The sequence below is a fragment of the Streptomyces sp. NPDC051286 genome (genome assembly GCF_044455345.1).
Lineage (GTDB): Bacteria > Actinomycetota > Actinomycetes > Streptomycetales > Streptomycetaceae > Streptomyces.
The window spans coordinates 92,871-117,374 of record NZ_JBITER010000011.1 but is presented as its reverse complement, the minus strand read 5'-3'; the positions used below and the strand labels follow the sequence as shown (position 1 = coordinate 117,374).

Annotated in this window: 22 protein-coding genes and 3 pseudogenes; 15 read left to right on the top strand and 10 right to left on the bottom strand. The window is 71.7% G+C overall.

The window, feature by feature from the left end; all coding sequences use genetic code 11:
* Window positions 1–77: 77 nt before the first annotated feature.
* The 3 genes and pseudogenes from pcaG to pcaC all read left to right on the top strand — a co-directional run bounded on the left by pcaG (window position 78) and on the right by pcaC (window position 3,155).
* Window positions 78–649: pseudogene (gene pcaG, locus ACIBB8_RS14140) on the top strand (protocatechuate 3,4-dioxygenase subunit alpha).
* Complete coding sequence (gene pcaB / locus ACIBB8_RS14135; protein ID WP_398951790.1) at window positions 646–1,998, top strand: 3-carboxy-cis,cis-muconate cycloisomerase; 1,353 nt, start codon at window positions 646–648, stop codon at window positions 1,996–1,998. Before pcaG ends, pcaB begins: the two are co-directional and overlap by 4 nt.
* Window positions 1,995–3,155: a 4-carboxymuconolactone decarboxylase gene (gene pcaC / locus ACIBB8_RS14130; RefSeq protein WP_398951787.1), complete on the top strand. Its 1,161-nt coding sequence runs from the start codon at window positions 1,995–1,997 to the stop codon at window positions 3,153–3,155. The genes pcaB and pcaC overlap by 4 nt, the downstream gene beginning before the upstream one ends.
* 5 nt (window positions 3,156–3,160) lie before the next feature.
* Here the strand turns inward: pcaC and ACIBB8_RS14125 are convergent, their stop codons facing one another.
* The gene (locus ACIBB8_RS14125; RefSeq protein ID WP_398951785.1) at window positions 3,161–3,307 is read right to left on the bottom strand and encodes a hypothetical protein; all 147 of its coding nucleotides are present in this window, start codon (window positions 3,305–3,307) and stop codon (window positions 3,161–3,163) included.
* 110 nt (window positions 3,308–3,417) lie between these two features.
* The gene (locus ACIBB8_RS14120) at window positions 3,418–4,023 is read right to left on the bottom strand and encodes a TetR/AcrR family transcriptional regulator (protein WP_398951783.1); all 606 of its coding nucleotides are present in this window, start codon (window positions 4,021–4,023) and stop codon (window positions 3,418–3,420) included.
* Window positions 4,024–4,105: 82 nt separating this feature from the next.
* Here ACIBB8_RS14120 and ACIBB8_RS14115 point away from each other — a divergent pair, with 82 nt between their 5' ends.
* The 4 genes and pseudogenes from ACIBB8_RS14115 to ACIBB8_RS14100 all read left to right on the top strand — a co-directional run bounded on the left by ACIBB8_RS14115 (window position 4,106) and on the right by ACIBB8_RS14100 (window position 6,584).
* Complete coding sequence (locus ACIBB8_RS14115; protein WP_398951975.1) at window positions 4,106–5,140, top strand: hypothetical protein; 1,035 nt, start codon at window positions 4,106–4,108, stop codon at window positions 5,138–5,140.
* 95 nt (window positions 5,141–5,235) lie between these two features.
* Window positions 5,236–5,667: pseudogene (locus ACIBB8_RS14110) on the top strand (dihydrofolate reductase family protein); the annotation flags it as partial.
* Window positions 5,664–5,981 (top strand): annotated as a pseudogene (locus tag ACIBB8_RS14105) (DUF952 domain-containing protein); the annotation flags it as partial. The pseudogenes ACIBB8_RS14110 and ACIBB8_RS14105, both read left to right, overlap by 4 nt.
* A gap of 33 nt (window positions 5,982–6,014) precedes the next feature.
* A complete protein-coding gene (locus tag ACIBB8_RS14100) occupies window positions 6,015–6,584 on the top strand; it encodes a sugar O-acetyltransferase (protein WP_398951960.1) in 570 nt (189 codons plus the stop codon).
* A gap of 87 nt (window positions 6,585–6,671) precedes the next feature.
* Here the strand turns inward: ACIBB8_RS14100 and ACIBB8_RS14095 are convergent, their stop codons facing one another.
* The 3 genes from ACIBB8_RS14095 to ACIBB8_RS14085 all read right to left on the bottom strand — a co-directional run bounded on the left by ACIBB8_RS14095 (window position 6,672) and on the right by ACIBB8_RS14085 (window position 9,507).
* Complete coding sequence (locus ACIBB8_RS14095; RefSeq protein ID WP_398951781.1) at window positions 6,672–7,508, bottom strand: alpha/beta fold hydrolase; 837 nt, start codon at window positions 7,506–7,508, stop codon at window positions 6,672–6,674.
* Complete coding sequence (locus ACIBB8_RS14090; RefSeq protein ID WP_398951779.1) at window positions 7,508–8,098, bottom strand: TetR/AcrR family transcriptional regulator; 591 nt, start codon at window positions 8,096–8,098, stop codon at window positions 7,508–7,510. The genes ACIBB8_RS14095 and ACIBB8_RS14090 overlap by 1 nt, the downstream gene beginning before the upstream one ends.
* Before the next feature lie 560 nt (window positions 8,099–8,658).
* Window positions 8,659–9,507, bottom strand: coding sequence for a phospholipid scramblase-related protein (locus tag ACIBB8_RS14085; protein ID WP_398951777.1), 849 nt, complete (start codon window positions 9,505–9,507; stop codon window positions 8,659–8,661).
* A 52-nt stretch (window positions 9,508–9,559) separates the two neighbouring features.
* On the opposite strand from ACIBB8_RS14085, the gene ACIBB8_RS14080 reads away from it, so the two are divergent.
* Window positions 9,560–9,799 (top strand): DUF305 domain-containing protein, encoded by a 240-nt coding sequence (locus tag ACIBB8_RS14080; protein WP_398951775.1) that lies wholly within the window; start codon window positions 9,560–9,562, stop codon window positions 9,797–9,799.
* A gap of 309 nt (window positions 9,800–10,108) precedes the next feature.
* Complete coding sequence (locus ACIBB8_RS14075) at window positions 10,109–11,353, top strand: ROK family protein (RefSeq protein ID WP_398951773.1); 1,245 nt, start codon at window positions 10,109–10,111, stop codon at window positions 11,351–11,353.
* A gap of 193 nt (window positions 11,354–11,546) precedes the next feature.
* On the opposite strand, the gene xylA is transcribed toward ACIBB8_RS14075, so the two are convergent.
* Entirely contained in the window at window positions 11,547–12,716 is a 1,170-nt protein-coding gene (gene xylA / locus ACIBB8_RS14070) for a xylose isomerase (protein WP_398951770.1), read from the bottom strand.
* Between the two features lie 247 nt (window positions 12,717–12,963).
* On the opposite strand from xylA, the gene xylB reads away from it, so the two are divergent.
* From xylB to ACIBB8_RS14040, 6 genes are all read left to right on the top strand, one after another.
* Window positions 12,964–14,460, top strand: a complete 1,497-nt coding sequence (gene xylB / locus ACIBB8_RS14065) for a xylulokinase (RefSeq protein WP_398951768.1) — start codon at window positions 12,964–12,966, stop codon at window positions 14,458–14,460.
* A gap of 130 nt (window positions 14,461–14,590) precedes the next feature.
* Complete coding sequence (locus tag ACIBB8_RS14060) at window positions 14,591–15,868, top strand: VWA domain-containing protein (protein ID WP_398951766.1); 1,278 nt, start codon at window positions 14,591–14,593, stop codon at window positions 15,866–15,868.
* The gene (locus ACIBB8_RS14055) at window positions 15,868–16,713 is read left to right on the top strand and encodes a hypothetical protein (RefSeq protein WP_398951764.1); all 846 of its coding nucleotides are present in this window, start codon (window positions 15,868–15,870) and stop codon (window positions 16,711–16,713) included. The genes ACIBB8_RS14060 and ACIBB8_RS14055 overlap by 1 nt, the downstream gene beginning before the upstream one ends.
* Before the next feature lie 338 nt (window positions 16,714–17,051).
* Complete coding sequence (locus ACIBB8_RS14050) at window positions 17,052–18,419, top strand: cytochrome P450 (protein ID WP_398951762.1); 1,368 nt, start codon at window positions 17,052–17,054, stop codon at window positions 18,417–18,419.
* Window positions 18,420–18,596: 177 nt separating this feature from the next.
* The gene (locus ACIBB8_RS14045; protein WP_398951760.1) at window positions 18,597–18,995 is read left to right on the top strand and encodes a DUF6221 family protein; all 399 of its coding nucleotides are present in this window, start codon (window positions 18,597–18,599) and stop codon (window positions 18,993–18,995) included.
* 416 nt (window positions 18,996–19,411) lie between these two features.
* Window positions 19,412–19,963, top strand: coding sequence for a DUF4232 domain-containing protein (locus tag ACIBB8_RS14040; RefSeq protein WP_398951758.1), 552 nt, complete (start codon window positions 19,412–19,414; stop codon window positions 19,961–19,963).
* Window positions 19,964–20,001: 38 nt separating this feature from the next.
* Here ACIBB8_RS14040 and ACIBB8_RS14035 read toward each other — a convergent pair whose 3' ends face one another.
* From ACIBB8_RS14035 to ACIBB8_RS14020, 4 genes are all read right to left on the bottom strand, one after another.
* Window positions 20,002–21,822 carry an aKG-HExxH-type peptide beta-hydroxylase gene (locus ACIBB8_RS14035; RefSeq protein WP_398951756.1) on the bottom strand — a complete coding sequence of 607 codons (1,821 nt, stop codon included), beginning with the start codon at window positions 21,820–21,822 and terminating at the stop codon, window positions 20,002–20,004.
* 26 nt (window positions 21,823–21,848) lie between these two features.
* Window positions 21,849–22,031, bottom strand: coding sequence for an aldo/keto reductase (locus ACIBB8_RS14030; RefSeq protein ID WP_398951753.1), 183 nt, complete (start codon window positions 22,029–22,031; stop codon window positions 21,849–21,851).
* A gap of 101 nt (window positions 22,032–22,132) precedes the next feature.
* The gene (locus ACIBB8_RS14025) at window positions 22,133–23,245 is read right to left on the bottom strand and encodes a caspase family protein (RefSeq protein WP_398951751.1); all 1,113 of its coding nucleotides are present in this window, start codon (window positions 23,243–23,245) and stop codon (window positions 22,133–22,135) included.
* A complete protein-coding gene (locus tag ACIBB8_RS14020; protein ID WP_398951749.1) occupies window positions 23,242–24,411 on the bottom strand; it encodes a hypothetical protein in 1,170 nt (389 codons plus the stop codon). The genes ACIBB8_RS14025 and ACIBB8_RS14020 overlap by 4 nt, the downstream gene beginning before the upstream one ends.
* Window positions 24,412–24,504 lie beyond the last annotated feature (93 nt).

Here is a 24,504-nt window from a genome sequence, read left to right as displayed (position 1 = left end):
TAAGGGCTGTCCCCGGGCATGCCGGAGGACATCATTCTCGACGGACCGTCCGCCACCTGGATCGAGGAAGGCCACCACTGACGACCCACGCCCCGACCCCGTCCCAGGCCCTCGGCCCGTTCTACGGGTACGCGCTGCCGTTCGCCGGTGGCGGCGACATCGCCCCGCTCGGCCATCCGGACACGATCACCGTGCACGGGCTGGTGCTCGACGGCAACGGTGACCCCGTCCCCGACGCGCTGATCGAGATCTGGCAGCCCGCCCCGACGGCTCGCGCATCGGCCGCCCCGGCTCACTGCGGCACGACCCGGTCACCGGCCGGGTCGTCGGCCGCGACGGCGTCGGATTCACCGGCTTCGGCCGCGTCCCGACCGACGCCGACGGCCGGTGGGCGGTATGGACCCTGCCGCCGGGCGGTGTCCCGTACCTCTCGGTCGCCGTCTTCGCCCGCGGGCTGCTCCACCACCTGTACACCCGGATCTACCTGCGGGCCGCGGACGGCGCCGTACCGGCCGGCGACCCGTTGCTGGAGTCGCTGGACGCGGAACGTCGGGCCACACTGATCGCGACGCCCACGGACCGGCGCACCCACCGGTTCGACATCCGCCTGCAGGGCGCCGGCGAAACGGTCTTCCTGGAGTTCACGTGACGTACGAGAGCGATGCCGGTCTGCTCGCCCCCGGGCGGGCCGGCTCCCCCGCCGAGACCAGCACCGGCGACCGTGCCGTCCTGCAGGCGATGCTCGACGCCGAGGCGGCGCTGACCCGCGCCCAGTCCGCATGCGGGCTCGCCCCGGCGAACGCCGGACGAGCAGTGACTCAGGCGGCGGACGCCGACCGCTTCGACATCCGGGACCTGGCGCTCCGGGCTCGCCCCGGCGGCAACCCTGTCATCCCCCTGGTCGCCGACCTCACGGCAGCGGTGCCCGAGGAGGTGCGGCCGTATGTGCACCGGGGTGCGACCAGCCAGGACATCCTGGACACTGCGGCGATGCTCGTCGCCTCACGCACACTGGCCGGGGTGCTCGACGATCTGGTGCGGGTGGCGGACGAGCTGGCGCGGCACGCCGCCACGCACCGCGACACACCGATGGCGGGCCGTACGCTCACGCAACACGCCGTGCCGACCACATTCGGGCTCAAGGCCGCCGGGTGGCGTGCGCTGATCCTAGACGCGCGGGACCGGCTGGCTTCCGTACGGGATTCCCTCCCCGCCCAACTCGGGGGTGCGGCGGGAACCCTGGCCGCCTTCTCTGCCTTCTCCTTCGAGGAGAAGAGCGCGGACGCACTCGCCCTCGTCGCCGCGTACGCACGCGAACTCGGCCTGGCGGAACCGGTGTTGCCCTGGCACACCCTGCGCACCCCGGTCGCCGATCTCGCCGGGGCGCTCGCCTTCACCGCGGGCGCGCTCGGCAAGACAGCGGCCGATGTGCTCACGCTGTCCCGTACCGAGATCGGCGAGGTCGAGGAGGGCCAGGTCGGCGGTTCGTCCGCCATTCCGCACAAGGCGAATCCCGTGCGCGCGACGCTGATCGCCGCCGCCGCCCGACGGGCGCCCGGCCTGGCGGCCACGCTGTACGGCTCTCTGGCCGCCGAGGACGAGCGGCCCGCCGGGGCGTGGCACGCCGAGTGGGAGCCGCTGCGCGATCTTCTGCGGCTCGTAGGCGGCGCCGCGCGGGACGGCGCCGAACTCGCGGCGGGGCTGCGGATCGTCCCATACGTCATGCTGGAGAACCTCCACCTCACCGACGGTCTGATCGTCTCGGAGCGGCTGGCCGCCGCCTTCGCCGAACGCATCGGCCGGGCCCGCGCCAAGGACGTCCTGGCAGGCGCGGCGGACCGGGCCCGGTCCGAGACGACCGACCTCTCCGATGTGCTCTTCGACGTCCTGGACGAGGAGCCGGAGCTCGCCGGTCTCGATCTGGCCGAACTGACCGACCCCGCCCGGTACACCGGATCCGCGGGCCCCCTCACCGACCGCGCACTGGACCGCCGATGACTGCGTCCGACCGCCTTCTGCATCACCGTACGGAGGGCCCGGCCACCGCTCCCCCGCTACTGCTCGGACCCTCGCTGGGTACCTCGGCCGGGCTCTGGGACGCCGTCGCGCCCGACCTCTCCGCCGCCCACCGGGTCGTACGGTGGGATCTGCCCGGACACGGCGGATCGGCCGCGGACCTGATCTGGCCGGGCGCGACAGTCGCCGATCTTGCCGCACTGGTGGTGGCGTTGGCCGACTCGCTGTGCCTGGACCGGTTCTCGTACGCGGGAGTTTCGCTGGGCGGCGCGGTCGGCCTCTGGCTCGCCGTCCACCACCCGGAGCGCATCGACCGGCTCGCCGTCGTCTGCTCCTCCGCGCACTTCGGCGAGCCCGGGCCGTGGCATGAGCGGGCGGCGCTGGTCCGGCGGGACGGGCTCGCACCGGTCGCGGCCGGGGCCGCGGCACGCTGGTTCACACCACGATTCACCGCGCCGGAACTGCTCGACGATCTCCGGGCCACCGACCCTTCCTCGTACGCCGCCTGTTGCGACGCGTTCGCGGCGTACGATCTGCGGCCCCGCCTCTCGGAGGTCCGAGCGACGACACTGGTGATCGCGGGGCGCGAGGACCCGGCGACACCCCCCGCACACGCACGGGAACTCGCCGACGCGATCCCCGACGCCACGCTCACCGAGCTTGCGGCGACCTCGCATCTGGCGCCCGCCGAGAACCCTGAGGCGGTACGGGTGGCACTGCGCGGCCACTTCGGTGCGAACGGGAACGGCCGCAGTGGCATGGCGGTGCGGCGGGAGGTGCTCGGCGATGCGCATGTGGACCGGGCGCAGGCCGGCACGAACGGATTCACCGCCCGTTTCCAGGATTTCATCACCCGGTACGCCTGGGGTGAGATCTGGACCGACCCCACCCTGTCGCGCCGTGAGCGCAGCCTGATCACACTCACGGCGCTCGTCGCGCACGGGCACCACGACGAACTGGCGATGCACGTCCGGGCGGCGCTGCGCAACGGTCTGACGCCGGAGGAGATAGGCGCGGCACTGCTGCAGACCGGGGTCTACTGCGGTGTGCCTGCCGCGAATTCGGCTTTCGCGGTGGCCCGCCGGGTCCTGGCGGAGGTACAGGAGACCGACGGGCCGGACGCCTCTCTGCCGAACTGACCGTCTCAGACCAGTCGGCCGTCGCGGGCGACGGGCCGTCCCGGCCCGTACCACCATGGCCGGGACGGCCGGTCCACCACGGCCTCCGGTAGCGAACCGGAGGCGAGATGTACGAAGTCGGCCGGATCGCCGACCTCCAGCTCCTTCCCCAAGCTCTCAGCTTCGTTCGAGCAGGGGAGACCCCATCCGAGGACTTCCGGCCGCCTTGCGATGCACGCCCTGGACGACGCTCCTCATGGGGCAAACATTGCCGGTCACGGCACTAGGATCGCGTCGGCGCGTCAGTGGTCCGTGCAGCTCGCAGCTCGGCCAGGTGATCGGCAATAACGGTGCGCAGCGCGTTGGGGGTGTCGACGTCCGGGCGCATGGCGGCGTGCACGGCGAGTCCGTCCAGCAGGGCGTGCAGCCGGGCGGCCTCCCGCTCCGGGTCGCGGCCGGGACCGATGAGGCCGGCTACGAGTCCGCGGCAGCCCGCGCGGAGCATGTCGTACCCCTCGTCGCGCAGGGCCCGCAGCTCGGGGTCCGTCATGGCGCGGGCGGTGAAGGCCAGCCACACCTCGTTCTCCGCTCGCCGCTGGTCGTCCAGCGGCAGCAACTCCGCGAGTACACGCGCGGCACGCTGCTGCGGGTCGCCGTCCGAGGGCAGTGCCGCCACCCGCTGCTCGATCCCGTCGATGACCATCCGCAGCGCGAAGGTCATCAGCTCGGACTGGCTCGCGAAGTAGTGCCTCAGTGAGCCCATCGAGAGTCTTGCCTCCCGGGCCACGTTGCGGACCGAGGCGTGCTCCAGGCCGTCGCGCCGGACCACCCGCCATACCGCTTCAGCCAGCTCTCTGCGACGGATCCGAGGATCGACCACCTTAGGCATGGACCTTTTATAGCACAGTCGTGTTACATTCGACCCGGACGCTTCATAGCACGGTCGTGCTAAATAAATCGCGGAGGTTCCCATGCGGCTCACCCGCCCCACCACCGCCCCTGAATCCGACTCGGCCCACCACAAGCCCTTGCTGCGCTCGCGGGCTCTATGGGCAGCCGCCATCGGCTGGCTGGCCGTCAACGCGCTCGTCGTCGCCGTTGCAGGAGACCGACTGCCCTTTACCTGGGCATCCAGCACCGGGCAGAAGACTGCGGACCACCTCCTGGAAGCCAATGCCGGTCTCGTCGAGGTTCTGCTGCTGATCGCCTTCGTCGGTCTGCTCACCCGCCGACGGCCCCGGCCCGACCTCGCGGCCCGCACTCCCGAGCGCGCCCAGGCGCTGCGCGAAACCCTCCTGTTGCTGGCCTACGGAGCGGCCGGACTCGCCTTCGGATACGTTCTCGCCCGCTCTCTCGGCTGGCACCCCTTCGGTTTTCACCTCGCCGGCACGCTCTACGGCACCCATGAACACGTCACCCCGACCGAGGCCGTCACCTGGGCCCTCTACAACGTGATCGTGTACGCCCTCCTACCTCTGCTCTACTTCCGCCGTCGCTATACCACCGAACAGCTCTGCCTGCGCTCAGCCGACCGCAGGGCCGACACCGTCCTGGTCGCCGCCGTGCTGGTCGTCGAGTCGGCGGTGCAGTACCTGGTGCTCGAACCCGAGACCCTCGAACTGGGCGGCCGCCGACTGCTCGTGGGCCTGCCGCTCACCTTCACGCTCTACCTCGCCGGCGCGGTGCTCCCCGCCATGATCTTCATCTACGCGATCCTGCTCCCCCGCGTGCTCAAGCTCACCGGCTCGACCGCCGCCACCGCGGTCGCGGGCGGCCTCGCCTACGCCGCCTTCCACCTGTGGGACGCCTGGACGCGGTTCGGCTCGCTCGAAGGCGCGCTGCTGTCGGGGGCCTTCCTGCTTCTCACCTATTTCGCCCCGGGCATGATGAAGGCGGTGCTCACCCTGCGCACGGGCAACGCCTGGGTCCACGTCTGGGCATACCACGCCCTGGCCCCGCACACCCTGGCGGACACCCCTCATGTGGTACACATCTTCCGCGTCTAGGGCGTGATTCGAAAGTAGCGTCGTCCGCCCGTAGGCCGCCCGGCAGGCGGGACTTTCGAAACACGCCCTAGTCGTCCGCTCGGGTCCGGCCCCGCCAGCGGTTCGACACCGTGATCCACGGCCGCCGCAGCTACCAGGTCGCCGTCGACGCCGGCCTCACCAGCCCGTACGGGCATCTGCGCGAGTACGTCCTGACGCGCAGCCTCACCGAGTCCCCGCACCCGAACGTGGAGCTGATCCGCGACGACGTCGGCAAGATCCGCGAGTTGAAGGTGGAGGACGAGCCGGCGGACATCTGGCTGTGCGGGGGCGCGGAGCTCGCCGGGGCGCTCGTCGACGAGATCGACGAACTCGTGCTCAAGACCTACCCGGTGATCTTCGGCGCGGGGATGCCGATGTTCAGCGGCGGGGCGTACGCCATGAAGGATTTCGCCCTGGAGGAGAGCCGCTCCTTCAAGAACGGTGTGATCGTCCGCCGCTACCTCAGGAACCGTTGGCGCGGCCCGGCCCGTAGGTTGGGCCCATGATCGAGCTGCTGCACATCACCGAGCGCGCCCTGTGGGAGAGCGCCCAGGCCTCCGGCACGTACGAGATGTCGACCCGGGGCAAGACGCTCCAGGAGGTCGGGTTCATTCACCTCTCCTTCCCGCACCAGCTGCGCGCCGTCGCCGAACTGCTCTACGGCACGGAGCCGGCGCCCGGTGAGCTGGTCGTGCTCGTCGTCGACGCGGACCGGCTCGCGGCGCCGGTGCGGGTGGAGCCGGTGGGACCGCGCGGGGAGGAGTTCCCGCATCTGTACGGGCCGTTGCCAGCGGGCGCGGTGCGGGAGGTGCGGGACTGGCCGCGCCCCGAGAACCGCAGCCACAAGGAGCGGATGCTCGCCGGTGACCTCTACCTCGCGGACGATCCGGAGCTGGAGGCGGACGCGTTGCGCGCCGCCGACCTCGGCGAGCGGTACAACGCGGGCAGCGTCACCGACCTGCCCGCCCGCCACGCCCTGCTGCGCGAACTGATCGGCGAGGTCGGCGAGGACGTCGTCGTGCGGCCGCCGCTCCACGTCGACTACGGGCGGTACATCAGCATCGGGGCGCGGACGTTCGTGAACTGCGGCGCCGTGATGCTGGACGTCGCGCCCATCCGCATCGGCGAGGACGTGCAGATCGGGCCGAACGTCCAGCTGCTCACGCCGACCCACCCATTGGACCCCGAGCAGCGCCGCGCCAAATGGGAGGCGGCGCGGCCGATCACCATCGGCGACAACGTGTGGCTGGGCGGCGGAGTCATCGTCTGCCCCGGCGTCACCATCGGCGCGAACACCGTGGTCGGCGCGGGGTCCGTCGTCACCCGCGATCTGCCGCCGGACGTGATCGCCGTCGGCAACCCGGCGCGCGTGCTCCGCGCCCTCGACGAGCCGAAGGACCGCCCGAGCCCGCCGCCGGTCTAGGCCCAATGCCGCTACTCGTTCCCGCATCCAAGACCGCCCCGACCGAGCGAAAGCCCAAGGCCACGACTTAAAACAGCGGCATTGGGTCTAGGCGCGGAAGGCCTTGCAAAGGCGTTCGCCGAACTCGGCCGGGTGCGTGGTCAGGCCGGTGTGCCCGCCTGGAAAGTGCTGGAGTTCCGTGCCGAGACGCTCGGCCAGGAAAGCGGCCGGACGGTAGGGCAGCTCGCCGCGTGAGTCCTGGCCGCAGGCGAGCACGAGCCGGTCCGATAGCGCCTCCAGCCGTTGGAGGTCTGGGGAGTAGGACATGAAGCTGGGCACGATGCGCTCGACGAAGTAGGGCAGGTCGCCCATCGTCCGCTCGGCCCGTGCCGCCGCTTGCGGCGGAAGCTTGATCTCGGCCTTCGGCTCGGTGGTGTCGACGTCCTTCTTCAGACCCGCAGCGAATACGGCCATCGCCGGCATGAGCCCCTGAGTGTGGAACGTTGCCTCCACGCGCGCGATGAGCGCGCGGTGTTCGGCGGCGTCCGGCAGGACCTCCACTACCGGCGGCTCGTGCGCCACGACACGTTCGAGGCGTTGGGGATGGGTGGTGAGCAGATGCAGGGCGGCGATCGCGCCCGAGCTGGCGCCGAACACCCGGGCGGGCTCATCGGGCGACAGCAGTTCCAGCATCCGGAAAGCGTCATCGGCGTGCTCGGCCACTCGCTGCTCGGCCTCGGGATCGTCCAGTGTGCTGCGGGACATGCCGCGCGGGTCGTAGGTCGCGACGGTGTATTCGGTGGCCAGGCCGTCGGCGATGCCGCAGAAGGAGGCCGCGCCGCCCGTCCCGCCGGGGATCAGCAGTAGGAGCGGACCCTGGCCGCGCACTTCGTAGTGCAGGGTCGCGCCGTTCACGCGCAGGCTGCCGATGGTCGGGTCGGTCATCAGGAGTCTCCTTCTGGGGACGGGGGCCAGTGCTCCAGGAGGGTGTGCAGGGCGTCGAGGGCGCGAACCCAGGAGTGCTGCGGCGAACGCTCGTGCGCGAACCCGCCCGCGGCTTCCAGGGCGACGAACCCGTGGAACGTGCTGCGCAGCAACCGGACCGCGTCGGTCAGGTCGGGCTCGGCCAGTCCGTAGCCGCGGAGCATGCCGTAGGTCAGCTCGACCGCACGCCGTGGTCCGGGCGCTTTTGCGGCCAGTTCAGGGTCGATCTGGATCGGGGTCTGCGTCGCCATGTAGCGGCCCGGATGCGTGTGGGCGTACTCCCGCCAGGCGTTGGCAAACGCGACCAGCGCGTCCTTGCCCGCTCGCCCGGCAGTTGCCTCTGCGATACGGATGGTCTTCTCGTCCGCCGCCAGAAGCGCGATCCGTCCGCGCAGGTCCTCCAGGCTTCGGACGTGCGTGTAGAGGCTCGCGTCCTTCACTCCGAGCCGCCGCGCCACCCGTGACATGGTCACGTGGTCGAGCCCGACCTCATCCGCCAGTTCAGCGCCCGCGATCGTCACTCGCTCCGCTGTCAGCCCCGCCCGCGCCATGCGCCCTCCTCAAAATCCTAGGTGGATTAGGTATATCCTAGACCCTCTAGGAATGTTAAGCGTGGGGCGCGTTCACACAGGTACCGCTGCTACGGATGACGGGGAATCAGGGCTGGCCACCATCACTTGTGCGTGCGAATGCCCGCTGGTCACCGAGCGGGTGAGCGAGCTGCCGACGCAGACGCTGATTCTCTTCTGTGAGTTGCCGATTCCGATCCAGGGTTGCCTCCAGGCGCGCGTGCAGCGAGGCACCGGAGGAGCGCTCAGCCGCAAGAGCCTGCAGCGAGCGGGAACGGCGGCTCCTTGAACGGAGCCGCGGCGAGGCGGCGGTGCACTGCCACGGCCCCGGGAGCAGATCGTCCGCGACCGGCCGAGTTCGGGCTGCGCGGCACCCGAGAGACGTCCGGGCAGCATGTGGGGCTGCGTCAGGTACGGCCTGCCCGCCACCCTCCCACCGGGACATCGACGCGGGGCAGCACCGTCCGACGCCATGCGTACACGCCTGCGCCCCCGTACGCGAACGTACGGGGGCGCAGGCTGCTGCGTGCGACAGGATCCCGTCAGCCGAGGCCGCGGGCGTCCTGCTTCAGGGCCGTGTCCACGGTCAGGGCCGTCGCCACGACGAGGCTGAGCAGCGGTTCGGGCAGCTGGTAGTGGATCTGCAGCACGTAGTTGTCCGCCGTCGTGAACATCGTCTTCGCGAGGCCTTCCCAGGTCTTGGTGATCCGGGCGATCTCAGCGTCGTTGTGGTCGACGATCGCGAAGTTCCAGGCGCGCCAGTTCTCCGCCTTGATGGCACCGACCTGCTGACCGTCCACCATGATGGCAAAGTTGATCTTGCCCATGAAGTTCTGCTGCACGATCTCGCCGACCGGCTGCCCGTCCGGGCGCTGCACGATGACCCGGGACTTGATGGCCTTCGCCGGCCGGGTCAGCAGCAGCTGCGGCTGCCCGTACGCGTCACGGATCTCCAGCTTGTGAGTCAGAAACTGATCGACACTGGAGACGAACCGCAGCACCTTGCGCAGCGCGCTCTGGCCGACCTGGACGACCGAGCCGATCGTGTTGCCCTGCTGATCGAAGACGCTGTACTCGTTCGTCAGCTCGATCAGCTTGGCCTTCTGGTTCACGACCAGGACCTGCTGATTGAAGAGCGTGGCGCCGCCGGGAACCGCACCCTGCTGCTGAGGGACGGCCTGCTGATGCTGGAGGGCCGCCTGCTGGTGGGGCACCTGGACCTGAGCGGGAGCCTGCGCGGGCGCCTGGGGCTGAGCGGGAGCCTGGGGCTGCTGTCCGCCGGCCTGGTTCGTGTGCTCGGTCCACTGGGAACCGTCCCAGTAGCGGAGCAATTGGGGCGCGCCGTGCGGATCCGGATACCAGCCCGCAGATGCGTTCGAGTGCGTTGTCACCGGGGCACACTATCCCGCCGATCCGACAGAGCACGCCCCACTCGTCCCATAAATGGCATCCCCGCACTCGTTAAAGGACGCGCTGCGGGCGGCGAAGGGCAAAGACGCCGAGGTGCACTTCCTCCGGCTGATGGCCGTGCACCACCGGGCCGGTGCGGAGATGGCGCAGGCGGCGGACCGACGCGGCGGGCACGGAAGAGATCAGAAATCCGGCGGCGGCATGGTCCTGGGCCAGCAGGCGGAGATCAGGCTGATGGCCGGCATGCTGAGGGAGCGCGTCGTCACGGCATGAGCCGGCAGGCCGGGGCGTGGTGGTCCCGTACCTTGCGTACGCGGCCACCACGCCCCGGTTGACACGGTCCGGCGGACGACGACCGGCTGTGGACCCAACGGGGCAACGTTTCCGTCTGCGGGGCTGGCGTCGAGCGTGAATGCGTCGCTGCGGCGAACGGCACGTCGGCGACCACACCCGGTGTCACCACGGGGTCGCACCCCGCACCCCGCACCTCGGCCACGGCGGGTTCCGCTGCATGCTGCGAGGGGAGCCGGCGCCCGCTCCAGACCGTACTGACGTGCGCAATCGCATAGGCTCAGCAGCGACATGAAGAGCAACCTCACGACGCTGGGCCCCAAGGCCGACAAGGACACCGTGCGACGGAGCAACCTCAGCCTGGTGCTTCGGGCCGTCCGCGACGAGGGCGAGCGCGAGGCGACCAGGGCCGGGGTGGCCGCACGCGTGGGGCTGACCCGTGCCGCCGTGTCCTCGCTGGTCGAGCAGCTGCTCGAGAGTGGGTTCCTCACCGAGTCCGGCAAGACGTTCAGCGGGCAGGCCGGGCGCCCCGGCACCGCGCTCAAGGTGGCGCGCACGGGCCCCGCCGGGCTCGGCGTCGAGGTCAACATCGACTACGTGTCGGTCTGTGTCGTGGACCTGGCGGGCACCGGCCGGGTCCGGCTGACGGAACACCTCGACAACCGGGGTGCTCCGCCCGCCGAGGTGCTGGCCCGGGCGGCCCGGATCGCGGCCCGCACCCTGGATTCGGCGGCCGAGCAGGAGCTGTTCCCGGTCGGGGTGGCCCTGGCGCTGCCCGGACTGGTGTCCGGCGGCACGGTGCGCCAGGCGCCCAACCTGGGCTGGAATCAGGTCCCGGCGGAGGAACTCTTCGCCGCGTCACTCGCCGCACTGCGCCCCGGCCAACCGGAACTGCCGGTGAGTTCGGAGAACGAGGCCAATCTGGCGGCACTGGCCGAGCTCTGGTTCGGCGGGCTCGACGAGATCCGCAGCTTTCTGTATCTGACGGGCGAGATCGGCGTCGGTGGCGCCCTGGTCATCGACGGTGAACTGCTGCGCGGTGCACACGGGTTCGCCGGTGAGATCGGGCATGTGGTGGTGGACGCGGAGGGGCCGGAGTGCCGGTGCGGGTCGCGCGGCTGTCTGGAGCAGTACGCGGGACAGGCGGCGCTGCTCCGGGCGGCCGGGATCGAGGAGACCGGCAGCGGCATCGCGGTGGCCGAGCTGGAACAACGCGCCCGGGCCGGGGACGAGCGGGCCGTGGCCGCCGTGGTGGAGGCGGGCCGGATGCTGGGGCGGGTGCTGTCCGGGGCGGTGAATCTGCTCGACCCGGACGCCGTGGTGCTCGGCGGGATATACCGGGGCCTGATGCCGTGGCTGTCGCCATCCGTCGACGAGGAGCTGACGGGCCGGGTGGTGTCCGGGCTGTGGTCCCCGCGCGGCGGCCGGCTGCGCGCCTCGTCGGTCGCGGGCGACGCGGCACGGGGTGCGGCGGCGCTGGTGATGCAGGACGTACTGACCGACCCGGTGGCGTACGCGGCGCGGGTGGTGGGCTGAAACCGGAACCGGGCCGCACCCGCCTGACACAGGTACGACCCGGACCCCAACGCCGGGCCGCACCCGCCTGACACAGGTACGGCCCGGACTCCAACGCCGGGCCGCACCCGCCTGACACAGGTACGACCCGGACCCCAACGCGGGAGCGGACCTGCCGGACACAGGTACGGCCCGGCAGCATCCGCCCGTGCTGTCAGCGGACCCCGAGAAGGTGGTCCATCGCCAGCTGGTCCAGCACCTCGAACGCCATGCCGCGCCCGGCCGCCGCGTTCACATCGAAGTCCTCGAATGCCGAGCGGTCGGCCAGCAGCCCCGCCACGCCGTCCTCGGCCGTCGGCCGGGCCAGCTCGTCGAGCCGGGACGAGCGGAGCGCCTCCTGGACCGCCGGGTCGGCGCGGAAGGCGGCGGCGCGCTCCTTGAGGATGAGGTAGTTGCGCATGCAGCCCGCGGCCGACGCCCAGACACCGTCGTAGTCCTCGGTCCGCGGCGGCTTGAAGTCGAAGTGGCGCGGACCCTGGTAACCGGCGGTCTCCAGCAGGTCGACGAGCCAGAACGCCTGGCGCAGGTCACCGGCGCCGAAGCGCAGGTCCTGGTCGTACTTGATGCCGGACTGGCCGTTGAGGTCGATGTGGAAGAGCTTGCCCGCCCAGATGGCCTGCGCGATGCCGTGCGGGAAGTTCAGCCCGGCCATCTGCTCGTGGCCGGCCTCCGGGTTGACGCCGACGAGTTCCGGGCGCTCCAGGCGCTCGATGAAGGCGAGGGCGTGGCCGATGGTCGGCAGCAGGATGTCGCCGCGCGGCTCGTTCGGCTTGGGCTCGATGGCGAACTTCAGGTCGTAGCCCTGCGCGACGACGTAGTCCCCGAGCAGGTCGAAGGCCTCCTTCATCCGGTCGAGAGCGACCCGGATGTCCTTCGCCCCGCCCGACTCGGCGCCTTCGCGGCCGCCCCACGCCACATAGGTGGCGGCGCCCAGCTCGACGGCGAGGTCGATGTTACGGAGGGTCTTGCGCAGCGCGTACCGGCGTACGTCCCGGTCGTTGGCGGTGAACCCACCGTCCTTGAAGACGGGGTGGGTGAAGAGGTTCGTCGTCGCCATGGGCACGACGAGCCCGGCCGCGTCCAGCGTCTGCCGGAACCGCTTCACGATGCTCTCGCGCTCGGTGTCCGACGAGCCGAACGGGATCAGGTCGTCGTCGTGGAAGGTCACCCCATACGCACCCAGCCCGGCCAGGCGCTGCACGGTCTCGACGGGGTCGATCGCCGCGCGGGTCGCGTCGCCGAATGGGTCGCGCCCCTGCCAGCCCACGGTCCACAGGCCGAAGGTGAACTTGTCCCCCGGGGTGGGCTTGAAGCGTTCCGTCATTGCCTGACCACCTTCGGTGCCGTCGGGTCCACGGCCGGTGGAGGCCGCCGAATCCCTATTTGTTCAGTGTCATGACTAATCATGCACGTCGCCCAGCGGAGAGGTAAACCCCCCACCACGGGGTGTCGAGAGTGACCCCTGTTCCGGGCTGACTCGATCGCGTAATTTGTTTTCCGTACGATCAAATGGATCGCGCCAGCCCTCCCACCCACCGTGGCCCCCGCGCCGCGAGAATGAGGTATCCCCAATGCCGCCGCGTACCGTCGTCATCGGTGTGGACAGCTCCACCCAGTCCACCAAGGCGGCCTTCGTCGACGCCGCAACCGGTCAGCTGCTCGCCGTCGGACGCGCCCCGCACGTCGTCACGGGCGAGGCGGGGGCCCGCGAGACCGACCCCGCGGTGTGGTGGCAGGCGCTGCGCACCGCCGTCGCCGCCGGCCTGAAGGAGTCCGGCGTGCCCGCCGCGGCCGTCACCGGCATCGCGGTCGCCGGTCAGCAGCACGGCCTGGTCGTCCTCGACCGTACGGGCCGCCCGCTGCGCCCGGCCCTGCTGTGGAACGACACCCGCTCCGCGCCGCAGGCCGCTGCCCTCACCACCGCGCTGGGCGGTGCGGACGCCTGGACGGCCCGCACCGGATCGGTACCGGTGGCTGCGATGACCGCGTCAAAGTGGCAGTGGCTGCGTGAGAACGACCCGGAGAACGCAGCCGCGACCGCCGCGATCCGGCTCCCCCACGACTTCCTCACCGAACGGCTGACGGGTGCGGCCGTCACCGACCCCGGCGACGCGTCGGGCACCTGCTGGTACTCCACCGCCACCGGCGCGTACGACCCCGAGCTGCTCGAACTGCTCGGCCTGGATGCCGCGTTGCTGCCCGAAGTGGCCGAGACGGGTGCGTCCCGCGCCGGTTCGCTGACCGATGAGGCGGCGCAGGCGCTCGGCCTGCCGGCCGGGATCGCCGTGGCGGCGGGCACGGGCGACAACATGAGTGCCGCCGTCGGCCTCGGTCTCGGCGGTGCCGGACTCCTCGACCACCCCGTTCTCAGCCTCGGCACCTCGGGGACGGTCTTCGCCGCCTCCCGGACCCGGCCCGCATCGGCGGCGCTGTCCGGTTTCGCCGCGGCCGACGGTACGTACCTCCCGCTGGCCTGCACGCTCAACTGCACCCTCGCCGTGGACAAGGTAGCCGCCCTGCTCGGCCTGGACCGCAACGACGCGGCGCCCGGCGGCGTGGCGGTACTCCTCCCCTATCTCGACGGCGAGCGGACCCCCGATCTGCCCACCGCCTCCGGTCTGCTCACCGGACTCCGGCACGACACCACCCCGCAGCAACTGCTCGGCGCCGCCTACGAAGGCGCGGTCGTCACGGTGCTGCGCGCCCTGAACGAGCTGCTGCGGGCCTGCGGGCTCGACCCGGCCGACCCCGAGGTCGCCGCCCGCCCGCTGCGCCTGATCGGCGGCGGCGCGCAGGGGCGCACCTGGGTGGAGACCGTACGACGGCTGTCGGGGCGGCCCGTGATCGTGCCCGGCAGCGGCGAACTGGTGGCCCTGGGAGCGGCAGCGCTCGCCGCGGCGGCGGATTGCGGAGAGGACCCCGTCACGATCGCCACCGGCTGGAATACGGCCGGTGAATCCGAGCCGGACACCGAACTACCGCCCATGGAACGGGACATGGACACCTGGAACCGGGTCGACTCGGTGCTGGAGCGGGCCACCGGACCTCTGCTCGGCGGGGACCGGTAGCCACCCCGCCGCCACATCCTGCAACAACCGCTGACCGACTGTCACTCACCCCCGCAGGTCCGGGACAACGGCATCCCGGCGGCCCCGGACCGGTTTGGGGGTGGCATGTGATCTTCACTAGTATCCGGCGATGATCATAAGAAAAAGGCTGACGGTCGGGGTGGGCATCCTGCTCGCCACCCTGACCGCCGGGCTCGGCACGGCCCTCCCCGCCGCCGCCGACGAACCCCCCACCAAAGCCTCCCCCAAGGTCGAGCTGGTGCTCGACGTCAGCGGTTCCATGCGGACCCGCGACATCGACGGCCAGTCCCGGATGACCGCGGCGAAGCAGGCGTTCAACGAGGTCCTGGACTCGGTGCCGGAGCAGGTGCAGCTCGGCATCCGGACCCTCGGTGCCGACTACCCGGGCAACGACCGGAAGGTCGGCTGCAAGGACACCAAGCAGCTCTACCCGGTCGGTCCGCTCGACCGGGTGGAGGCGAAGACCGCGGTCGCGACGCTGGCCCCCACCGGCTGGACCCCGATCGGGCCCGCCCTGCTGGGCGCCGCCGACGATCTCGAAGGCGGCGACTCCACCCGCCGGATCGTGCTGATCAGCGACGGCGAGGACACCTGCGGCCCGCTCGACCCGTGCGAGGTGGCGCGCGACATCGCCGCCCGTGGCATCCACCTCGTCATCGACACGCTGGGTCTGGTGCCGAACACCAAGATCCGCGAGCAGCTGACCTGCATCGCCGAGGCGACCGGCGGCACCTACACCGCCGTTCAGCACACCGATGAACTCTCCGGCCGGGTCAAGCAGCTGGTGGACCGGGCGGCCGAGCCCGTCGTCACGCCCGTGGCCACCGAAGGCGCGGACAGCTGCTCCGCCGCGCCCCAGCTCAAGGCTGGTCTCTACACCGACCGCGAGAAGTTCGGCGAGCACCGCTGGTACCGGGTGGATGTACTGCCCGGCCAGGAGCTGCGCGCCTCGGTGAGCGTGTCCGCGGACCGCGCCGTCAACAACGACTACGGCGTGCTGCTGCGCGCGGTGACCGTACACGGCCGCGAGATCGTCAGGGGTTCGGAGTCCGGCACTGGTCGCACCGATGCGATCTCGTCCGGGCTGCGCTACCCCAAGCCCGAGCAGGACGGCACGGACAGCGGGGACGAGCCGGTCGCGGAGACCGTCTGCCTGCAGCTCAGCAACTCCTTCTCGGCCCCGGCATCGGTGAAGACCTCACCGGGCATGCCGGTCGAGCTGACCGTCGACGTGGTGGACGCGCCGGACGACGCGGCCGATGCCGCCGCGTTCGGTCTCGGCCGCGGCTGGTGGCTCCTGGGTGTACTCGTCCTGACCGGACTGATCGCGGGTCTGCTCTTCGGCTGGATCTCGCGCTGGCGCATCGCCGTATGGAGGACCAACTGATGGTGCGTACACGACGGGTACTCGCGGGTGCCCTGCTGGCCGGGATGGCCCTGTTGACGTCGGCGGGGTCGGCCGCGGCCGACGACCCTTCGGCGAGCCCGAGCCCGAGCGCCTCCGACGGCGGTACGGGACCCACCGAGGCGGGCACCACCTTCCGTACCGCGACGGCGATCCAGCGGAACCAGCGCGCCACCGCCGGGGCGTCCACGGGTGACTACCTGTACTGGGTGTTCCCGGCCGATGCGGGAGAGCGCGCGACCGTCAAGGCGACGGTCACCCTGCCCGGGACCGCCACCCGGCACGGCGCCTCGACCTGGCAGGTCGATGTGTACGACGGGCTGCGGCGCCGGCAGGCCTGCGTGTACGGCCACCAGACCAGGAAGGCGGCCGCCGACGCGTCGACCGTCGAACTCTCCTGCGTCCTGCGGACCGTTCGCGCCTGGTCCGAGCCGTGGGCGAACGACCCGCTGCCGGGCAGCTACTACGTGCGCCTGACGGTCGTCGACCTCCCGTCGGCCGACCTTGGACAGCCGGTGCAGACGGCCGTCGAGGTGACGGCGGCCGACCAGGGCGGCGCCCATGACGTCGACGGCACGCTGAGCGAGCCCCTGGTGCCCGGCGCGTCCTCGGCGCAGCAGACGGCGGACGGCACCTCGTCCGACGACGGCTCCACGACCCGGGTCTCGCTCGGCAGCGAGCCGGACGACGGCTGGGCCTCCGGCTGGTGGACGGACCGCTGGATCTGGACCGTCGGCGGCGGCGTACTCGGTGCGCTCGCGGCCGTGTTCGGCTACTCCCTCACCCGCGGCAACGGCCGCCCGTCCCGGGTCCCGCCGGGCGTCTGACCTGCCCGGCCGCGAACCGGCCCTCATACGCGGCGCCTTCGCCCCACACCAAATGGGGCCAAGGCGCCGCGGCGTTTCCCCCGGCCGAGCCGCCCGGTGCGCGCCGATGTCCGGACGGTCGCCCATCGCCTCCGTCATATGGGGTCGGAACAGCACGCGGGATCCCGGTACGCGGCACCGCCGTTCCGACCGCACTTCCGTAACGAGACCCGGATACCCTCGACAACTCACGTACTCCGCAAGGCCGATGGGGACATCGCCCCTGTCGGAACTCCGGAGTCCAGCCACGTCGCCGCGTACCGGATGCCGGTGCGCCACCAGGAAGCGGAGACCTTTTCATGTCCACGGAGACCGGCCCGGCCGCCGATGCCGAGCCACGCGGCCACGTGCCCGTACCGGGCCCCAAGGGGCTGCCTTTCCTCGGGAATCTGCCGCAGTTCGGGAAGGACCCGCTGAAGTTCTTCGAGCAGCTGCGCGGGTACGGGGACATGGTGCGATGGCGCTTCGGCCCCAGCCCTTGTGTGTTCATAGCCGATCCGGAGTGCATAGGCGAGCTGCTCACCGAGACGGAACGCACCTTCGACCAGCCGGTGCTGGGCATCGCGTTCCGTACCGTGATGGGCAACGGCGTGGTGGTCGCGCGTGGTCCGGACTGGCGGCGGAAGCGATCGCTGGTGCAGCCCTCGGTACGGCCGAAGCAGGTGCGGTCGTACGCGGCGACGATGGCGGGCAGCGCCGTGGAGCTCGCGGACACCTGGTCCGGCGGCGAACGCGTCGACATCAAACGGGAGATGGCCGCGCTCACGCAGAAGATCGCGGTCCGCACCATCTTCGGGGTGGACACTCCGGCGGACACCGAGGCGATGGGCCGCGCGATGGATGTCGCCCAGCAGGAGATCGGCAAGGAGTTCAGCGGCATCGGCGCCCTGCTCCCCGACTGGGTGCCGACGCCCGGCCGGGCCCGGATCAAGAAGGCGGCCGCGGTCATCGACGCCGAGGTGGGCCGGGTGGTGGCCCGGCACCGGGACGGCGACGGCGAGCGTCCCGACCTGCTGAGCCGGCTGCTGACCGCAGTGGACGAGACCGGCGCACAGCTCACGGACGAGGAGATCCGCGACGAGACCGTCACCCTGTACATCGGCGGACACGAGACGACCAGTTCCACGCTGGTGTGGGCGTGGTACCTGCTGGCGCGCAATCCGCAGACGCGCGCGGCGCTCACCGAGGAGCTGGACCGTGTCCTCGGCGACCGGGAACCGGAGTTCGACGACTACGCGCGGCTGACATACACCCAGGCGGTGGTGAAGGAGACGCTGCGGCTGTACCCGACGATCTGGCTGGTGACCGGAGTCGCCAAGGACGGGGCGCGGATCGGCGGCGTGGACATGCCGAAGGGCACGAAAGTGTGGACCAGCCAGTGGGCGACGCACCGCGACGAGCGGTGGTTCCCGGAGCCTGAGGCGTTCCGCCCGGAGCGCTGGGACGCCGACCGCGGCGACAACATCGCGGAGTACGCCTGGTTCCCGTTCGGCGGCGGACCCCGGGTCTGCCTCGGTACGCGGTTCGCGATGGTCGAGGCGGTGCTGATCCTGGCGGTACTCGCGCGCCGGTTCGAACTGGAAGTGGACCCGGGTGACGTCAACCCCGTACCGACGCTGACCCTGCAGCCCGACCGGGACGTGCTGGCCACCGTGCGGGCGCGGTGACGGGGGAGGCCGTAAATCGGCGGGGAGCGTGTCCGTACGGCGGAACACGCGCGGGCGCGATGTGCCCTCGGGTTGCGCCGTACGGCATCCTCGTGCTGAACGAGCAGCCCGGCCCCGGAGCGGCGAGTGATCTTGCCGGTTCGGGGCCGTACCCGATGGTGGAGGATGCGGAACCCGATGACTGACAACTCCGACATGGTGGCCTTTGTCCGGGCTCGCCTGGCCGAGGAGGAACAAGTCGCGCGAGCGGCCGGCGGCGAGCGTTGGCGGTGCCCCGCCGAGGCGCCGGGCGAGGTCCACGACCGGACCGGCGCCATTGCGTTCAGCCTGCGGACGCATGGCTACGACGACCACATCGCCCTGCAGGATCCCGCGCGCACGCTCCGCCGCATCGAGACGAGCAGGGTGCTCCTGGACGAGTACGAGGAGGTCGCCGCCCTGGACACCGACCGCCCCCACCACGACTTCCCCTCGGGCCGTGCGGTCGGGCTCGGATTCGTCGTCCGGCAGATGGCGGCGGAGGATGCCGGCCACCCCGACTATCAGGCCAAGTGGCTGCCGCGGTTCACCCAGTGACGAGCCCCTCGCAGGGACGGTGACCGAGTTACGGGCCGCGAGCCGTACCCGGCCGGCGTCGGCGTCCTGCCGGGCCGGGGAGGGCCGACACCATGAGCGGATCGGTCAGGCCGTACCGCCGCAGGGCCGCGGCCGGTTCGCTGACGGACCCGGCTCGCACGCCGCGTGCGGCCGCGGCTCCGTCCGGTCGCCGCGGGAAACCGCCTCGACCGACCGGGCGCGGGGCGCGTCCCCGCGCCCCGGCTCCCCGCCTTCCCGCCTTCCCGCCTCACCGGCAGAAGGTTCACAGCCGTCATGGCGGGCAGGTCGCAACCGGACGGCAGATACTGATCTGGTCCGTCCGCGCCGGCCGTTCGCGGGGACACACCGGCCATCCAGCCGCGATCACCGGCCGTCGAGATCCCGGGAGAAGCACCATGCGTCTGCGCCCCGCCATCGCCTCCGGCTTCACCGTCCTGGCGGCCGCCACCGCCGTGGTTCTGGCGGCCACGGGCGCCACGGCCGCGGTCGGTACCGCGCCCGCCGCCCCTGTGGCAGCCTCCCGGCTCGGCGTGTGCCAGGAGAAGGCCCTCAGTGTGAAGGCCTCGCCCGGCGGTCAGCAGAACGTAGTGCGCATCACTGTCACCAACCGTGGCAGTCGCAGCTGTGTCGTCGACCGGATCCCGACCATCACCTTCGCGGGGCTGGACGGCTCCGCCCAGGCCGTGCCGCCTGCCGAGAGCGCCCCCTACGTGCTCTCTCGAGGTGAGCGGGCGTATGCCGCCCTCCGTACCGCCGATCCGGCGGGCACCGAGGGGCATGTGGTCGGCAGTGTGAGCGTGGCGGCGGATCCGGCCCACTACGGCGTCACGTTCGGAGCGGCCGGCGTGGGCATGCCCCGGGGGATCCGGGTCTGGGAGCCGGTCACCACGCTCTGGCAGGTGTCGGCGGCCGCCGCAGCCAAGGCCCTGGCCGACGGTCTGGGCTGATCCGCCGACCGTGCACGTCTCGCGGAAGGCCCGCCGGCTCATCCGTGCCGTACGACTGCGAGGCCGTCCTGGACCGGAGCGCGTCCCGCCAGCCACCGGGCGATCTCCGCCCGGTTCCGGGCTCTGCCCTCCTCCAGAACCGCCGCGAACCGCTCGGGCCGGGCCAGCAGCCGCCGGTCCTCGGGATACAGCGCCGTATGGGCGAGCAGCCAGCCGGCCAGCACGTGCCGGTCGAGGGGGCCGATGCCGCCCAGCTGTGCCGCGTACGCCTCCAGCGCCGCGCCCGCGTCCCCTGAGACCAACAGTTCGTCCGCCGTCGACGGGGGGCCGGGCTGCTTGCGCAGGTACAGCTGTCCGCGCTCGTCCTGCCAGTGCCCGCGGTCGCCCACGGGTACGACCACCGGCTGACCGCCCCGCACCGGCTCCGACCCGGAGCGCAACGCCTTGACGAGTGCCTCCTGTTCGTCCTTGCCGCAGCGCAGATTGCGCAGCCGCCACTCCACGCGGTGGCTGACCGCCGCTGCCCTGGCCCGGCCCTCCACCTCCTGCTCCACCGGTTCCCGCAGCCAGTTGTCGACGGTCTCGGACAGGCGTGTGACGAGCCGTCGCCCAGGGACGGTGAGCTCCGCGCGGGTGGCCAGCGTTCGGAGCACCATGCGCGTCTGGAGCCGGCGCAGCGCGAAGAGGAACGGTGCGTGCCCTTGGGGGTCGGCCACGGTGTCACCGATCAGGTCGAGCCAGAATCCGGTCACTCCGACGAAGGCGTAGGCACCGTGGAGGAGTCCCGGCAGGTGGCGTGGGTCGGAGCGCCACGGCGCGTAGTGGAGTTCGGTGCGGTCGTCGTCGAGCAGGGGGAACAGATGGAGCAGCGCGCCCAGTTTGCTGTGCTGGAATTCGTGTACGAGGGTTTCCGCCAGGGCGAGCCCGCTCCGGGGGCGGGCCACCACCATAGAGGCGAAGGCGTCGCCGGTGGAGGCGCTGAGCCCGGCGGCCGGAACGGGAAGCGTGTGCGCTCCGTCCTTGGCGCGCCAGGGGACGATCCGGCTGATCTCCTCGGGGCGCAGCCCTCCGGGCCCCGCAGCACCGCGTCGCAGAGTCGAGACGGCGTCCGCGAACAGCGCCTGCCAGGAGCGCAGTTCGCCGGGATCCAGTCGGCCCGGGGCGATCGGTTCGTCCAGGTCGCGGTACGGATCGAGGTCGTCGAGCTGCACGCCACGGGCCCCGGGCCCGACGAGCAGCGTGTGCACCGGCCACCAGGACGCGGATTCCGGGTCGGTGAGCGGCCGCACGACGACGTCGGCACCGTGCGGCCCGTCCCGGCCCTCACTGCGAAGGGTGACCGTCCCGGCGGACACCACGGCACGGACCGCGTGGAAGTCGTCCTGGACGGGTTCCGGGAGCCGGACCAGCCCGAGCGTCGGCAGACTCACGGCCGCGCCCCGGGCAGGCAGCAGCAGCTGGGTATCCGTACCGGCGTGTACGGCGGCCGTCGCGGCCACGGCGGCGATGTGTCCCGCGTCCGCCCACAGCGGCGGCCCGGACGTGGTTCCGTGCAGCCGGCGCAGGGTGTGGGCAAGCCAGCTGCCGACCTGGGGGCTGAGCAACAGCTCCTCGACGGCCTCCGGTGCCTGCGCGGCGGCAGCCTCCAGCGCGGGCCATATCGCCGCCGCGTCCAGCGGGCCGAGGATGCCGGGGCGTTCGTCGAATCGGTCGAGGAGCTCGCGCAGCAGCAGCAGGCGGCGGGTCCGCTCGCCCTTCACCAGGAACGCGACGGCCTCGGGCGAGCCGCCGCCTGCGGCGATCTCGTCGAACAACGGGCCGGGCATGCGGATCGGGGCGTACGCATCGCTTGCTGTCATGGACTGTGCCTCCTGGACCGTCTGCGCTATTCGGCCCGTCCGGGTTCGGGGTTACCCATGGCGTTGGTGCGCGCGCGCCGCAGCTCTTCCAGCAGCCGTGGGCCCGGGCCCGGAAGGTGCCGCAGGTCGGTGACGCTCACTGCGGCCAGATCCATGACGTCGGATTCGAGGTGATCAGCTGTGCGGTCGGCGGGTACCGGCTGGTACAAGGCGCGCTCCCCCTTCGCGAGCGGTGGCACAGGATGCCACCGTTTACTCCATGATGACGAACGGGACCCCTTCCCGAAACCCATGTGATCACGCCAGCGGATCACATTCCCGTCCCCGTGTCCCCGAGGAAGTCCTGTATGGCCGACTCGAGTTCAGCCGCTCGCGCGGGTTCGTCGTCGAGTAGCGTCACCGCGCCGTACAGCTCCCACAGACTGTCCGGCCGCGCTCTGAGGGTACGTACGATGCCGATCACGTCGGTGCGAGGCGTCGGGTGCCGTGGCATGCGCGCGACCACGGCGGGCGGCAACTCGTTCACCAGCGCCTGCCGTTCATCACGGTCGTTCATGAGTGGGTACGCAAGCAGGGCCTCGATGAGCCGGGCCAGCTGCCTGCCCGCCGGAGTGCCACCGGGGCCGGCCGGTGGCGGGAGCGGTGACACCGCCGGACTGCTCTCGGTACGTCCGGGTCTGTGCAGGAGGAGGCTGGGCAACTGGTCGGTGCGGCCTGCCGCTCGCAGTGCGGCCAGCCGGGCCCGCACGGACTCGAACAGGACGTCGGGATCCGGCAGCAGATCGGCTGGGAGTTCGTCCAGCACGATGTCCGAGAACACACCAAGCCGCCGCTCGGGATCGTTGGCCGCACGCTGCCCCCGGCCGGCCGCGAACATCAGGATCTGGTCGTGGGCCTCGATCCGGTGCCCGGCCGGAAACTGCTCACCGGGCAAAGAGCGCGGGAAGTTGTGCCGTTCGTCGAACGTCTGACAGGCGTCGACCATCCAGATCTGCCTGCCGAAGCCCGTCACCGCGTCACTTCTTAGCGTGCTGCGGGCCGATTCGACGTCGATGTTGCGCCGGTCCGGCTCGGTGGCGTCGGTGCAGTAGAGCCGCAGGTGCTCGTCGCGGTCCAGCACACCGTGGCCGCCCCACCACACCCACAGCACGTCTCCGGTGCGGGCCGGGATGTCGGTCACGAAGGCACGCCGCAGGGTGTCGTGGTCGGCCGGCCGGTACGGGACACCCGGATCGGTGCCGCCCGAAGGCGCGAGATGCAGCAGGACGTTTTCCTCGGGGACGCCGAGTTCCAGCAGCCAGTCGCGGAAGCGCAGCGCGTCCCGGACCGGCCCGGGAAGGTTCCAGCTGTCGCCGGCCGCGTACTGCTCGATGCCGACCACCAGTGCCAGGACGCGGCCGGGCTCGACACGTTGGTGGGTCACGGGAGCAGGTCTCCGATCGCCCGGTAGACGGCCCGGTCACTCCAATAGGCGCTGTGTGCGACGGGGAAGGGCTGTCGGCTGTCGGTGGGGACGTCGGTCGCCCGTCCGGGAAAGAGCGGCTCTGCCGCGTAACCGAGCAGGTCGCGACGGTCGTAGAGATTCAGCCACTGCGGTACATGGCCGGGCAGGGTGTCGGGGTGGGCGAGTGAGGGCAGCGCTCCGGTCTCGTACAGGAAGGGGCCCTGCGAGCCGACCGTCACCAGTAGTTCCACGCCGGCCAGCGGACCCGATATCAGGGTGTCGAGGGCGATGATGCCGCCGAGACTGTGGCCGAGCAGCACCACGGGGGGTTTCAGGGAGGCGACCATGTCCCGCAGTCCCTGCCGCATGGGCTCGCCCCGGGCCAGATACTTGAGGATGTCACCGGCGGCCGGGTGGGCGGCGTCGGTGAGGGCCCGGCGGCGGCGCACGGCGTAACGGGAGCCGAGGCGTACGACGGGCTTCGCGGCCATGCGGAGTACCGGGCCACGGCCGGTCCCCGCCGGGGCGGCACCGAGCCGTGCGGCGAGGGCGGCCACGGCGGCGTCCCGGGCATCGCCGACACCCTGCACCGGTGCGTCGGCCTCGATGGCCGCCGCGACGACCGCGGCCGTCAGCGCACGCGCCAGCGTCCACGACAGTGCCTCGGCGTCCAGTGCCTCGGCTGCCGGGGCGAGCAGCGCACTACGCGCGAGCTGGGCCGCCGCCTGCGCGAGCCCGGGCCCCATCCGGTCGGCCCGTTCCTCGCCCTTGGCCGCGAGCTCGAGCAGCAGAGCCCTGGGGCGCTCGTCCGGGAAGGCGGCGCCCGGCGGGATGGCCCCTGCGGTGGCTCCGGCCGCCGCCAGGGCCAGTTCGGCCGTGGGGTCGTCGTAGAGGCGCGCCCACCCCTCCGCCTCGTCACCCGGATCACCCGGGCCCTCGGCGCCCCGGCCGGCTCCGGCGCCAGGACCGTCCGGGATGCTGGCCCCCGCTGCCGCGAGGCTCGCCCCGTACTGCTCGCCCCAGCGGTAGGCGACCAGGTGGACGTCGGGCGCCGCTTCGGCAAGGCCCTCGGTGACCCGTGCGAGCAGGCCCGTGAGGTGTGGTTCACGCACACCTGTGCCGTGAGTGAAGACCACCGTGGTCATGTGCCGCCCCCATTGCTGTGTTGCTGCCGGGCCGGCCCACTGGCGTCCCATGGACGGCGGGACCGGTCCGGCAGTTCTTCCTGCGGATGCGCC